The sequence below is a fragment of the Kribbella sp. NPDC050470 genome, from assembly GCF_044458365.1.
In the GTDB taxonomy this organism is placed as follows: Bacteria; Actinomycetota; Actinomycetes; order Propionibacteriales; family Kribbellaceae; genus Kribbella.
The window spans coordinates 297,384-310,465 of the sequence record NZ_JBITHV010000003.1 but is presented as its reverse complement, the minus strand read 5'-3'; the positions used below and the strand labels follow the sequence as shown (position 1 = coordinate 310,465).

The 13,082-nt window shown below is 68.9% G+C and carries 13 protein-coding genes and 1 tRNA gene; 10 read left to right on the top strand and 4 right to left on the bottom strand.

Annotated elements, in window-relative coordinates:
- Positions 1–549 carry a hypothetical protein gene (locus ACIBGM_RS09960; protein ID WP_360514577.1) on the bottom strand — a complete coding sequence of 183 codons (549 nt, stop codon included), beginning with the start codon at positions 547–549 and terminating at the stop codon, positions 1–3.
- 186 nt (positions 550–735) lie between these two features.
- Between ACIBGM_RS09960 and ACIBGM_RS09955 the strand changes: the two genes are divergently transcribed.
- From ACIBGM_RS09955 to ACIBGM_RS09935, 5 genes are all read left to right on the top strand, one after another.
- Positions 736–2,904: a heterodisulfide reductase-related iron-sulfur binding cluster gene (locus tag ACIBGM_RS09955; protein ID WP_396385114.1), complete on the top strand. Its 2,169-nt coding sequence runs from the start codon at positions 736–738 to the stop codon at positions 2,902–2,904.
- Positions 2,905–2,991: 87 nt separating this feature from the next.
- Positions 2,992–3,783 (top strand): hypothetical protein, encoded by a 792-nt coding sequence (locus ACIBGM_RS09950; protein ID WP_360514571.1) that lies wholly within the window; start codon positions 2,992–2,994, stop codon positions 3,781–3,783.
- A 97-nt stretch (positions 3,784–3,880) separates the two neighbouring features.
- Positions 3,881–5,446: an alkaline phosphatase D family protein gene (locus ACIBGM_RS09945; protein ID WP_396385112.1), complete on the top strand. Its 1,566-nt coding sequence runs from the start codon at positions 3,881–3,883 to the stop codon at positions 5,444–5,446.
- A gap of 10 nt (positions 5,447–5,456) precedes the next feature.
- Positions 5,457–6,311 carry a hypothetical protein gene (locus ACIBGM_RS09940; protein WP_360514565.1) on the top strand — a complete coding sequence of 285 codons (855 nt, stop codon included), beginning with the start codon at positions 5,457–5,459 and terminating at the stop codon, positions 6,309–6,311.
- Between the two features lie 75 nt (positions 6,312–6,386).
- On the top strand, positions 6,387–6,863 hold the full coding sequence (locus tag ACIBGM_RS09935; protein WP_396385110.1) for a Dps family protein: 477 nt from the start codon (positions 6,387–6,389) through the stop codon (positions 6,861–6,863).
- A gap of 3 nt (positions 6,864–6,866) precedes the next feature.
- On the opposite strand, the gene ACIBGM_RS09930 is transcribed toward ACIBGM_RS09935, so the two are convergent.
- Positions 6,867–7,661, bottom strand: coding sequence for an SDR family NAD(P)-dependent oxidoreductase (locus ACIBGM_RS09930; RefSeq protein ID WP_396385109.1), 795 nt, complete (start codon positions 7,659–7,661; stop codon positions 6,867–6,869).
- Positions 7,662–7,760: 99 nt separating this feature from the next.
- On the opposite strand from ACIBGM_RS09930, the gene ACIBGM_RS09925 reads away from it, so the two are divergent.
- The 4 genes from ACIBGM_RS09925 (at position 7,761) to ACIBGM_RS09910 (ending at position 11,240) form a co-directional block, all read left to right on the top strand.
- Positions 7,761–8,498 carry an Arc family DNA-binding protein gene (locus ACIBGM_RS09925; RefSeq protein ID WP_396385107.1) on the top strand — a complete coding sequence of 246 codons (738 nt, stop codon included), beginning with the start codon at positions 7,761–7,763 and terminating at the stop codon, positions 8,496–8,498.
- Entirely contained in the window at positions 8,495–9,322 is an 828-nt protein-coding gene (locus ACIBGM_RS09920; protein WP_360514553.1) for a DUF4097 family beta strand repeat-containing protein, read from the top strand. The genes ACIBGM_RS09925 and ACIBGM_RS09920 overlap by 4 nt, the downstream gene beginning before the upstream one ends.
- 99 nt (positions 9,323–9,421) lie before the next feature.
- Positions 9,422–9,637 carry a hypothetical protein gene (locus ACIBGM_RS09915; protein ID WP_360514550.1) on the top strand — a complete coding sequence of 72 codons (216 nt, stop codon included), beginning with the start codon at positions 9,422–9,424 and terminating at the stop codon, positions 9,635–9,637.
- 133 nt (positions 9,638–9,770) lie between these two features.
- The gene (locus tag ACIBGM_RS09910; RefSeq protein WP_396385105.1) at positions 9,771–11,240 is read left to right on the top strand and encodes a hypothetical protein; all 1,470 of its coding nucleotides are present in this window, start codon (positions 9,771–9,773) and stop codon (positions 11,238–11,240) included.
- Between the two features lie 97 nt (positions 11,241–11,337).
- Here ACIBGM_RS09910 and dcd read toward each other — a convergent pair whose 3' ends face one another.
- Together dcd and ACIBGM_RS09900 are read right to left on the bottom strand one after the other, a co-directional pair.
- On the bottom strand, positions 11,338–11,913 hold the full coding sequence (gene dcd, locus ACIBGM_RS09905; protein ID WP_360514544.1) for a dCTP deaminase: 576 nt from the start codon (positions 11,911–11,913) through the stop codon (positions 11,338–11,340).
- A gap of 256 nt (positions 11,914–12,169) precedes the next feature.
- Positions 12,170–12,613 carry a MarR family transcriptional regulator gene (locus tag ACIBGM_RS09900; protein ID WP_360514541.1) on the bottom strand — a complete coding sequence of 148 codons (444 nt, stop codon included), beginning with the start codon at positions 12,611–12,613 and terminating at the stop codon, positions 12,170–12,172.
- Between the two features lie 370 nt (positions 12,614–12,983).
- Here ACIBGM_RS09900 and ACIBGM_RS09895 point away from each other — a divergent pair.
- Positions 12,984–13,057, top strand: a tRNA-Gly gene (locus ACIBGM_RS09895).
- Positions 13,058–13,082: the final 25 nt, after the last annotated feature.

Sequence of the window (13,082 nt, the reverse complement as noted above, 5' to 3'; positions counted from 1 at the left end):
TCACTCGCGGCCGATGAGGATCCACATGTAGTCGCGGTTCTTGACCGGGAAGGTGGCGGTCTTGCTGCTGATTTCCTTGGTCTTCTTGCAGTCGCTGGTGGTGTAGCGCCAGCGGACCACCTGGACGCGCCAGGACTGCTTGAGCTGGTGCAGGCGGCGGATCTTGCCGGGCGGGACCTCGGCCGTGTACGACCAGGTCTGGGAGACCGAGTGCGACTTGCCGACGGTCTTGGAGTACTTGTTCTGGATCTCCGCGATCACCAGCGGGATGCTCACGCCGAGATCGCCGGACCAGGACGAGTTCGACTCCGAGGTCGCCGTCTTCTGGTAGGTGATCCGGCCCGGGCCCTCCAGCCACTCGCTGTAGAGGTTCGTGCCGACGTAGACCTCCTTGCCGCCCCGGGTGTACCAGTAGACCGCTTTGGTGTCGCACTTCTTCGCGACCCGGACGTCCGGATCCACTGGCGCCGCACTCGCCGTACTCGCTCCGTGCACCAGAATTCCGCTCGCCAGCACCATTCCCGCGACCGCTGCCCGCTGAAGACGCATCGCACTCTCCCGTGAATTCATTCCCATCACTGCACTCGCAGTGGTAGGAAACTTACGGATTGGTCCAATGCGGCGACAACGGATCCCCGGTAACGGTCCGTCTCGGTTTGTTCAAGGTCACATCTCGGGCGTGATGAGCCCGACACCGACATGACTCGCGGGTAACCAACCAATAACATCGCTGGTATGCAGATCCTCGCCATCGTCGTCTCGCTCGCGATCACCGCTGTCGGCGTCGCGTTGTTCGGCAAGACGATCGGGCACATGGTGTCCGTCATCAGGCTCGGCCGGCCCACCGCGGGCCGGACCGGCCACCCGGCGCAGCGCACGGTCACGCTGGCCAAGGAGACGCTGGGCCACACCCGGATGCTGCAGTGGAGCCACGTCGGCATCCTGCACTGGTTCGTCGCGTTCGGTTTCATCGGGCTGTTCCTCAGCCTCGTGACGGCGTTCGGCCAGCTCTTCGACGCGCACTTCGCGCTGCCGATCATCGGGCACTGGTTCGTCTTCGAGTGGGTGACCGAGTTCCTCACCTGGACCGGCCTGGTGTCGATCATCGGGCTGATCGTGATCCGGCTGCTCAACCTGCCGAAGGGCCACCTGGCCCGGTACAGCCGGTTCTTCGGGTCCCGCGCCTGGCAGGCGTACTACGTCGAGTACACGATCCTCGGCGTCCTGGTCTGCATCCTGCTGCTGCGCGGCCTCGAATACCAGCTCGGCGCCGGGGACAAGTTCCACTTCCCGGGCACGTACTTCATCGGCGAGCGCCTGTTCGGCGGCCTGAGCGAGCAGGGGCTGGAGAACGCGGTCTACCTGGTCGCCATGGTCAAGATCCTGATCTCGTTCGCCTGGATGATCACCATCTCGCTGAACGCGACCATGGGTGTCGCCTGGCACCGGTTCACCGCCTGGCCGAACATCTGGTTCAAGCGCGAGGACGACGGCGGTACGGCGCTCGGCGCCCTGCAGCCGATCATGGTCAACGGCGCGCCGATCGACTTCGAGAACATCGACGAGCTGGACGAGGACGCCGCCCTCGGCGTCGGCAAGGTCGAGGACTTCACCTGGAAGGGCCTGCTCGACTTCACCACCTGCACCGAGTGCGGCCGCTGCCAGTCGCAGTGCCCGGCCTGGAACACCGAGAAGCCGTTGTCGCCCAAGCTGGTGGTGATGAACCTGCGCGAGCACGCGTACGCCAAGGCGCCGTACCTGCTGGCGTCGTCCGACGACGAGCGCAAGTCGCTGCCGGAGCTGGTGCTCGCCGAGCAGGACAAGCCGCTGGTCGGCCCGGCCGACGTCGCGGTGATCGACGAGGAAGCGCTGTGGGCGTGCACGTCGTGCGGCGCGTGCGTGCAGCAGTGCCCGGTCGACATCGAGCACGTCGACGCGATCATGGACATGCGCCGCTACCAGGTGCTGATCGAGTCCTCCTTCCCGTCCGAGCTCAACGGGCTGTTCAAGGGCCTGGAGAACAAGGGCAACCCGTGGAACATGAACCCGTCCGGCCGGATGGACTGGGCCAAGGACCTGCCGTTCGAGGTGAAACAAGTCGGCGGCGCCGGCCCTGATGATCCAGAGTCCCTGGACGAGGTCGAGTACCTGTTCTGGGTCGGCTGCGCGGGCGCCTTCGAGGACCGCGCGAAGAAGACCACGCAGGCCGTCGCCGAGCTGCTGAACATCGCCGGCGTCAGCTTCGCCGTGCTGGGTGACGGCGAGACCTGCACCGGCGACCCGGCCCGGCGGTCCGGCAACGAGTTCGTCTTCCAGCAGCTGGCGATGCAGAACGCCGAGGTCTTCAAGGAGACCAAGGTCCGCAAGGTCGTCTCCACCTGCGCGCACTGCTTCAACACGCTGAAGAACGAGTACTCCCAGCTCGGCGTCGAGCTCGACGTCATCCACCACACCCAGCTGCTGAACCGCCTGGTCCGCGACGGCAAGCTGACCCCGGTCGCCCCGGCCGACAGCTCGCTCAACGGCCAGAAGATCACCTACCACGACCCGTGCTACCTCGGCCGCCACAACCAGGTGTACGACGCCCCGCGCGAGCTGCTCGACATCATCCCGGGCGCCGAGTACGCCGAGATGCCGCGGAACCAGACCAAGTCCTTCTGCTGCGGCGCCGGCGGCGCCCGGATGTGGATGGACGAGAAGATCGGCAGCCGGATCAACCTGAACCGGACCACCGAGGCGGTCGAGACCGGGGCGGACAAGATCGCCACCGGCTGCCCGTTCTGCCGGGTGATGCTGTCCGACGGCCTCACCGCCAAGCAGGCCGACGGCTCGGCCCGCGAGTCCGTCGAGGTCGCCGACGTCGCCCAGCTCCTGCTCGCCTCCGTAAAGCGTGGGGAAAGCTGACTGCCACCAGCTGCAAATCCCTTCCCCCTCAGGTGGTCCAGACCATAAGATCCGGCGTCTGCATCATCTGGGGAGGAATCAGCAGTTATGAAGTTCCGCTTTGCGCTGTCCGCTGCCGCGACAGTGCCACTCGTTCTCGGCCTGGCTGCCTGCGGCGGCGAGCCGGCCGCGACCGGCTACAAGCCGTCCACACCGGGGTCGACGTCGGTCAGCACCGCCGAGCCGCAGAAGGTCGTCCCGGCGGCCGCGCACCTCGACTCGACCAGCTTCATGCCGGCCGTGAAGAAGGGGATGGTCGGCAAGGACACCGTGAAGGTCTCGATGACGATCGAGACCGGTGGCGAGAAGGCGACCATCACCGGCGAGCAGTCGATGAATCCGGTCAAGGCGAAGATCGACATGAAGGGCGCCGCGTTCGGCGGCCGGATGAAGCTGATTCTGGTCAACGACATCGCGTACGTGCAGATGAGTGACCTGCCGAGGGGCAAGTACCTCAAGATCGACCCGAACTCCGACCACCCGATGGCGGCCGAGGTCGCCTCGATGGTCGAGGAGATGAGCCCGACCAAGACCTTCGACGCGTTCGACGCCGGCCTGAAGAAGGTGGAGTACATCAAGACCGAGGCGCTCCAGCGCCGCAAGGTCGACCGCTACGAGGTCACCGTGGACACGGCCGCGGCGATGAAGGCTCAGGGCCAGAAGATGCCGGCGGGCGCCCCGAAGGCGATCGTCTACACGATCTGGATGGGCCAGGCCGACCACCTGATGTACAAGGTGTCGTTCAACCTGATCGGCGCCAGCGCGACGATGACGACGTCCGACTGGGGCGAGCCGGTCAGCATCAAGGCGCCGGCGGCGAAGGACATCGTGGAGGAGTGAGACCGGAATCGGTCAGATCCCACCCGATCGTGAGAACTTCTCGTAATCTCGCGTTACGGAAGTGATCACCTCTGGATGATCGGGTGGGCTGGTGCCGATGCGAAGTACTCGACGAAACTTCCTGACCGTCACCGGAGCGGCTGCCGCACTGGCCGTGACCGGCAACCTTCCCGACGTGCAGCGGGCGTTGGCCGGCGCGACCGGCGGCCCCGACCGGCGGGATCCGTACACGCTCGGGGTCGCGTCCGGGGATCCGTTGCCGGATGCGGTGGTGATCTGGACCCGGCTCGCGCCGGAGCCGCTCGCGCCGTTCGGTGGGATGGATCGCCGGCCAGTCGAGGTGCAGTGGCAGGTTGCTGAAGACGAGCGGTTCCATCGGGTCGTCCGCCAAGGCACCACCCAGGCCCGGCCCGAGTCGAGTCACTCGGTGCACGTCGACGTACGCGGCCTGCGCCCGTGGCGGCACTACTGGTACCGCTTCCGTGTGAACGGGAAGCTCAGCCCGGTCGGCCGGACCCGGACCGCGCCGCCGGCCGAAGCGTACGTCCCCGAGATGTCGCTGGCGTTCGCGTCCTGCCAGGCCTGGTGGGAGGGCTGGTACACGGCGTACGCCGACATGGCCAAGCGCGAGCACGACGTGGTGTTCTTCCTCGGCGACTACATCTACGAGTTCGGCATCGACCGCGGCGTCCGGCCGAACTCGAACGAGCCCTGGATGACCCAGCAGACCGTGACGCTGGACGAGTACCGCGTCCGGTACGCGTCGTACAAGATGGATCCCGACCTGCAGGCGGCGCACGCGTCCGCGCCCTGGGTGGTCACGCTCGACGACCACGAGGTGGTCGACAACTGGGCCGACGAGGCGCATCCGAGCGCACCGCCCGCGCAGTTCCTGGTACGGCGAGCCAACGCCTTCCGCGCGTACTGGGAACACATGCCGATGCGGCTGGCCCAGCTGCCGAAGGGCCCGGACATGCAGCTCTACCGGCGGATCCGGTACGGCCGGCTGGCCGAGTTCAGCGTCCTCGACACCCGCCAGTACCGCTCTGACCAGGCGTACGGCGACGGCACCAAGGCGCCCGGCCCGGAGACGAAGGACCCGGCGCGCACGATCACCGGCGACGCGCAGGAGAAGTGGCTGCTCGACGGCTGGGCCGCGTCCCGGTCGCGCTGGAACGTGCTCGCGCACCAGACCGCGATCGCCCGGCTGGACACCAAGGAAGGCCCTGAGGTGCTGGTGCCGATGGACACCTGGGACGGATACGAGGCGTCCCGCGACCGGGTGCTCGGCGGCGCCGTACAGCGCAAGGTCCGCAACCTGGTCTCGATCGCCGGCGACCTGCACCGCAGCGTCGCCTCGGACCTCAAGCTCGACTTCGCCGACCCGGACTCGCCGACCGTGGGCACCGAGTTCGTCGGGACGTCGATCACGTCCGGTATCGACGGGATGGATCTCGATCCGGGCGGCGCGACGCTGCTCAAGGAGAACCCGCACATCAAGTTCGGCAACTTCCAGCGCGGCTACGTGAGCTGCAGCATCACGCCGCAGCGCTGGATCTCCGACTACCGCGTGGTCGACAAGGTCAGCGTCCCGAACGGCGCCGTCAGCACCCGCACCCGGCTCCTCGTCGAGGACGGGCGCCCGGGAATCCAGACCCTCTGAGGAGAGACCGATGACGATTCGATGGCAGTCGGCGGTCGCCCTCGGCGCCGCGGTCGCGACCGGCGTGGTCGCCTCGACAACCGGCGGCGCTCCGCGCACCGACGTACAGATCTCCGTGGCCCCGCAGCAGCTGAGTGTCGTGGGCCTGCCCTGCTTCCCGGGCATGCTCAACCTCACGATGACCAACACCGGCAGCGAGGACAGGTACGCCGACCTGACGCTGGACCCGAGTGGTCCGCTCCAGCCGTCCCGGGAAGTGTTCTCGTCCTGGCTGCCTGCGGTCGACCCGGACCAGCCGGTCAGCGCGCCGGTCGAGGTCCGGGTCCCGCGGGACACGCAGCCCGGGCAGTACTCCCTCGACCTCGAGGTCGAGGGGTCCAAGCTGACCGTCCCGGTCACGGTGAATCCGCTGCCATCCAAGGGGCCCGGCGACAACCTCGCGCTCGGCGAGCAGGCGTCCGCCTCGTCGACGCACGGCAACTTCGCGCTGTGCGGAGCGGTCGACGGCGACAGCGACTCCGAGCACTGGGACACGCTGACCGGCTGGAACGACGGGACTCGCGCCGCCTTCCCGGACACCTACGACGTCGCGCTGGCCGAACCGAGCACGATCAACCGCGTCGAGCTCTACACCCTCGACTCGGTGAAGTACCCGGCCCCGGCCAACGGCCTCCGCGACTGGGACGTCCAGGTGCGCAACGGGACCGGCGACTGGCAGACCGTCACCCAGGTCCGCGGCAACACCGCCGGCCACGTCACCTCGACCTTCACCCCCACCCAAGCCACCGCCGTCCGCATCCTCTGCCTCGCCGGCAACGGCAACACCTACTCGCGCATCGTGGAGCTGGAGGTGTACGGCTCCTAAGCGCATGGCCAGATCTGTGGCAGACCCGTCGGAATGGACATGGTGTCGGCAGGCTGCCGTCAGCAGGATTGAGGCATGACAACCACAGCGACTCGCCCCGCCTTCCACGCCTCCGCAACGCTGACGGCAGACCTGCAGCAGCTCCTCGCCGACCTGATCGCCCTGCACCTGCAGGCCAAACAAGCTCACTGGAACGTCGTCGGACGCAACTTCCGGGACCTGCACCTGCAGCTCGACGAGATCGTCGACGTGGCCCGCGTCGCCGCGGACACCATCGCCGAGCGGATGCGCGCCCTCGGTACGACACCCGACGGACGCGCCCCGACGATCGCGGCGTCGGCGACGCTGCCGGAGTTCCCCGGCGGCGAGCAGGACGTGACGGCCGTCGTCGACGTGGTGACGGCCGCGCTGCACGCCACCGCAGGTACGGCGCGCTTCATCCACGACCGCGTCGACGCCGAGGACCCGTCGACGGCCGACCTGCTGCACGCGATCATCGTCGACCTCGAGAAGCAGGCCTGGATGCTCGGCGCCGAGAACCGGGGTGCCTGAGGCTCAGCGCAGATAGGAGGCTCCGTTGAAGTCGAGGACGGCGCCGGTCGACCAGCCGGCCTTGGGTGACGCGAGCCAGTAGACGGCGTCCGCGACCTCCTCGGCGGTGGCGGTGCGGTTGAACGGGCTCTGCGCCCGGATCGCGTCACCGCCGGGGCCGCTCAGGACGGACTCAGCCATGTCGGTGGCGATGAATCCGGGCGCAATTGACGTCACCGTGATGTCATGCGGCGCCAACGACACCGCCAAGGACTGCCCGAGCGAGTGCAGTCCAGCCTTGGAGGCGCCGTACGCAGGCACGTCGGGCTCGCCGCGGTAGGCCCCTCGCGACCCCACGTTGACGATCGCGCCCCGCCGTACGCCCTCAGCCGGGTCCTTGTCGAGCATCTGCCGGGCCACGCACCAGGTCACGTGCGCCGCCCCCTCCAGATTGACCGCGAGCGTACGGCGCCACGCCGACACCCACTCGTCGTACGACGCCTCGGCCAGTGGGTGCCCGATCCGCCGGGACCCCGACACCGGCTCGTCGACGAACAGAGCGGCGTTGTTCACGAGTACGTCGATCCGGCCGAGAGCAGCCGCCGATTCCTCAACCAGGGCAGGGATTGCGGCCGCATCGCCGAGATCGGCCGCAATCACCGCGTGACCGTCTCCGGGCAGTCCGGCGCGCACCTCCTCGGCCCGGTCGACCGCTCCGCGGCAGTGCAGCACGACCCGGTCACCGGCCTGCGCGAACACCCGAGCGACCGCGGCTCCGACACCCCTGGACGCACCTGTGACGAGTACCCCTCTGGACACGCTCTCTCCCTGTCGTCGACTGTGCCCATTCTGCCGTGGCGGCGCGATGACATCAGAACGGGTTGACAGTGACGTCACTATGACGTCATAGTTGCTGTCATGGAACTTGACCACTATCTCGAATCGGTCCGGCGGAGCGTGGAGAACGCCACCGCCCTGGCCGACGAACAGACTCGCTCCGTGGCACAGCGCCTCGGAGCCACGCTGGATGACGCGGGCCGGCTGGCCCTCATCTCAGCCCTGTCCGACGCCGCCGGAGAGATCAGCCGCGAGCTGTCCCCCGGTTCGGTCGAGCTCCGGATGGCCGGCGGCCGTCCGGAGTTCGTCGTCACGCCGGCCCCGAGCCAGCTGACCGGACACGACGACCACGACGACATCGACGAGGAAGAGACCGACGAGCCCGCCGAGACGATCGCGCCGGACGCGGACGAGCCGACCGCGCGGATCACGCTGCGGCTGCCGATGTCGGTGAAGAACAAGGTGGACGAGGCCGCCGCCGCCGAGGGCATCTCCTCGAACGCGTGGCTGATGCGCACCGTGATGACCGCGCTGAGCGACCGGGGCCGCGGTGTCCGCGCTCCGCGTCCGCCGCGGCCCCCGCGCGCTCCGCGCGGCGGCTTCTTCGGGCCCGAGGGACCACTCGGCCCGAACGGACCGCTCGGACCCGACGGCGTCTTCGGACCGGACGGTGTGTTCGGCCCCGACGGCCCGTTCGGCGACGAGGGTGTCTTCGGACCGGAGCGCGGCCGGCGTGGCCGCGACCGGGACCGTGGCCGGCGCGACCGGGACCGCGGGCACCGCGGGCCGGGCCAGCGGATGACGGGGTGGGTCCAGTGAGCTTCACATCGCAACTCACCGAGGACGCGAGCAAGATCGACCGGGTCCGGATCGAGATCGGCTCCGGGCTGGTCGACATCCGGCCGGCCGACGGCGACCAGACGACTGTCGACCTCGAGGTCAGCGCCGGCGACGAGAGCGACGTCATCTTCGAGGTGCGCGACGGCGAGCTGATCGTGGAGGGTCCGCGCGACGTCCGCCGCGGCCCGGAGATCCAGGTCCGGATCGCCACCCCGGCGACTCTCGACGCCCGGATCAAGACCGGTTCCGGCGACATCACCTCCCGGATGCCACTGGGCACCGCCCGGCTGGGCACCGGCTCCGGCAACATCACGCTCGACCGGGTCGAGGGCGACCTCGGCGTCAGCACCGGCAGCGGTGACGTCCGGGTCGGGCACGTCGTGGGCGCGGTCCGGGCCGGCACCGGTTCGGGGTCGATCGACATCGACGAGGCCGGCGACGCGCTCGGGCTGAGCACCGGCTCCGGCGACGTCCGGATCGGCGACGCGGCCGGCCGGACCACGGTCAAGGTCGGCTCGGGTGACATCACCATCGAGCGGATCCGGGACCACTCGGTCGCCACCTCCGGCTCCGGCGACGTCACGGTCGAGGTCGCCGACGGACCCAGCGTGCAGGCCGAGACCGCGCGCGGTGACGTCCGGATCGGGGTGCCCGACGGCGTCCCGGCGTACCTGGACCTGAAGACGGTCACCGGGCGGATCCGGTGCGACCTCGAGCCCGGCGACCAGCCGGCCGAAGGCGAGCGCTCGCTGATGCTGCGGGCGCGCACGGTCTCCGGCGACATCAGCGTCGTCAGGGCCTGACTGATCGCCCCAGGAGGTCCCGCCGGGACTGGGATCCGGCGGGACCTGGGCGAAGCACTGCCGAAAACCAGACGGGGACGACGTGAGGGGAGCAGGACGATGATCACCGAGTATCAAGAGGTCGCGCGTTGCCAAGTCGAGGACCGGATCCGGGCCGCCGAGCTGCGGGCCCAGCGCAACGAGCTGCGAGCGGCTGCGAAGGACGGCCGGGTCAGCGGTCCGCGGCACGAACTGGCCGCCGTACTGCGTCGCCTGGCCGATCGCCTCGAGCCGCAGCCACAGCACCGCCGAACCGGATTGTCGGTCGTCCGGTGACCGGCCGGCCGGTGAACGGGGCGGCCGCCCTCTGCAGCTTGCTGCAACGCCTGGGTCTGGTGACTCTGGGGACCCGGAGCCACTGCTAGCGTTCGTCGCGACCGTTTCGGTGCGACCTGGGGAGTAACGAACGATGCAGCGTCCGATGGCCGTCGCCACCGCCGCCACCGCCGCCGTTGTCCTGCTGGCCGGGTGTGGCGGCAACGACGACAAGCCGAGCCCGACGTCCGAGAGCAGCGGCACCACCTCCAGCACGCCGTCCGCCCCGGCAGTCGCCTCCTTCGACCCGCCGAAGGCCTTCGTCGCGAACGCAGCCTTCGGCATCGAGCGCACGGCGAAGGACAACGAGTACTCGCTGCACGAGGGCATGGTCGGCCAGACCACCCTGATCGCGGGACGCACCGGCATCACCGGCCGCAACATCGCCGCCCAGGGCCAGCCGTGGACCATCCCGTCCGCCGAAGCCTCGACCACCGAGACGGTCGGCCTGTCCGCACCGATGGGTGTCCAGCTCGACGGCAAGGACGTCGTCGCGATCGCCTACGTCCAGAAGGACAAGGGCAACGGCACCCAGAAGGCCAAGGGCCAGGTGGTGTTCCAGTGGCTCGACGCGACCGACGGCAAGAAGGTCGCCGAGGTCATCGCGGACCTCACTCCGGCGCTGGGCGCCGGTGAGGGCGGCGACAACGTCGTGAGCCAGGCGTACGACGCCAAGACCGGCCAGATCGTGGTCGGGGTCGGAGCCGACGGCCAGGCGGCCGCCAAGAAGGGCGGCGAGGTCTTCACCGTCTACGCCGACCCGAAGACGCAGAAGTCGGCCGTCATCCCGTTCGTGATGCCGGCCGGCGTGCTGAACGGCGTCGTCGCCGGCGCGAAGGCCTCCAACCAGGAAGGCGCCGCCGACGGCACGGTCGTGATCGCTGACGGGGCGACCGGCAAGATCACCAAGCAGACCCCGACCAAGCAGGACTACCTGGTCGCGGCCGGCAGTGGTTCCCAGCGGGCCTACTTCGGGTCCACGACGGCCCTGGACGGCGACAAGTTCAACAACGTCCTGTACTCGGTCGACATCGCGACCGGCGCCGTCGTACCGACCAAGTCGCAGGTCGTGGACGAGCGGATCAGCACCTTCACCTGCTGGGGCGACCAGGCCAAGGCCGTGGTCTGCACGTCCGGTGAGTCCGGCGGCCAGGAGATCATCGGCTTCGACGACAGTACCGGCGCGAAGACCTGGGGATACACCGACAAGTCGGCCAGCCGGGTGGTGCCGTCGGTCACCGCGGCGTTCCACGGCGTCGTCTACGCCCAGACCGAGGCGCAGCCGGTCCTGATGGACGCGGCGACCGGCGCCGACGTGCCGACCAGTTCCGCGACACCCACCGAAGGTGCCGCCCCGACGGAAGGCGCCTCCCCGACCGAGGGGACGCCGTCGTCCCAGGGCAACGACCCGGGCAGCGCGAACGGCTCGGACATGTCGCTCTACAACGGCAAACCGAAGTCGCCGACCGCGGTCACCCAATACGGCGGCGTCTACCTGCAGCCCCCCGGCGGCACCACCTACGACTTCCAGTCCATCCTGATCACCCTGTCCCCCACCGCCTGATCACCACCCCGACCGAAGGCCGGTTGCGGTCACGCAGTACGGGCACTCGGCAGTGGCTTCCACATGATTCTGATCGCGCTGAGTCCTACCGCGTGATTCAGATGTCGGTGCGGTGGAAGTTCTTGAAGGAGCGGGACGGGGTGGGGCCGCGCTGGCCTTGGTAGCGGGAGCCGTACTTGGCCGAGCCGTACGGGTGCTCGGCCGGGGAGGACAGCCGGAAGAAGCACAGCTGGCCGATCTTCATCCCGGGCCAGAGCTTGATCGGCAGCGTCGCCACGTTCGACAGCTCCAGCGTCACGTGCCCGGAGAACCCGGGGTCGATGAACCCGGCGGTGGAGTGGGTGAGCAGCCCGAGCCGGCCCAGCGAGGACTTGCCCTCCAGCCGCGCCGCCACGTCGTCGGGCAGCGTCACCAGCTCGTACGTCGACCCCAGCACGAACTCACCGGGGTGCAGGATGAACGGCTCCTCCCCCTCCGGCTCGACCATCCGGGTCAGGTCGGGCTGTTCCTCGGCCGGGTCGATGTGCGGGTACTTGTGGTTCTCGAACACCCGGAAGAACCGGTCCAGGCGGACGTCGACACTCGACGGCTGCACCATCGCAGCGTCGAACGGGTCCAGCTGAACCCGCTTCCCGTCGAGCTCGGCCAAGATGTCGCGGTCGGAGAGCAGCACGACCGCACGTTAGCAGCGCCCCAGCCCCCAGCCCAGCGCCAGCCCACGGATTCCGGTCCAATCCCCCATTCGTCCTGGTGTGGCCGCCGACCGGCGACCACACCGGGAATTCGTACGCCTACGGCCCACGATCCGGATCGCGGTGCCCGGTGGCGGCTGTCCGGAGCCCTCAGCTCCCCGGCGTCACCACTCCTCCGGGCCTGTCCCGCGTCCACCTCGGGGCCTGAGGCAACGAAAGTGCCTCAGTGCCGGCCGCTCAGCCGGACAGCTTGTTGAAGCGCGACACCTGGGTGGCGAAGGTCTTCACCTGCGCCGGCGACCAGTCCTTGAGCAGGTCCTCGATCACCTTGTGCCGCTTCTTCCGGGCCGCCGCGAGCTTGCGCTTGCCGGCCGCGGTCAGCGTCAGCAGAGTCGCCCGGGCGTCCGACTTGTCGGCCGCCCGCTTCAGCAGACCCTCTTCCTCCAGCCGTGCGCAGGCCCGGCTGACCGGACCCTTGTCCACCTCGAGCGCAGCAACCAGGTCGGCCATCCGCACCGGCGCCAGCTCCTCGACGTGGTTCAGCAACGCGTACTGCGCCGGCTCCAGGTCCGGGTGCGCGTCGTCGGACAGCTTCCGCTGCAGACCACGCAGCCGCCGTCCCATCGTGACGAGCTCCTTCTCCAGGTTGTCCAGCACGTCACTCGTGTCTGTTGCCACCATTCACCCCTTCATCCAGTTGCCCCGCAACCATCTTGTCCGGTCCCGGTGAGGACCGCATCCTCACGTTGCGTCGAAATGTTGCCCCCGGCAACGCGTTCTAATCTGCCAGAAGATGCCGGACCTGCCCAGTCCTGGGCGTGCCCTTTGTGGAAAACTGCCCAGGAACCCCACCCGCAAACCGCCCCGCAGCCCCTTTTCGATGCATTCGGCATCAGTTCTTGGGTACGGCGACGCCGTACACCTCCCCGCCCCCGGCCACGACCCGGCGCACCGGATCCCCATCCGCGCCGCGGCACGCCGGACCCACCGTGGCCGGGACCCCACCCATCAGCTATGCTCGTCTCCGCCTGCTGGTGCCACCGCCAAGCATGCGGGTGTAGTTCAATGGCAGAACATCAGCTTCCCAAGCTGACAGTGCGGGTTCGATTCCCGTCACCCGCTCCAGCGAGAAACCCCAGGTCAGAGGCAA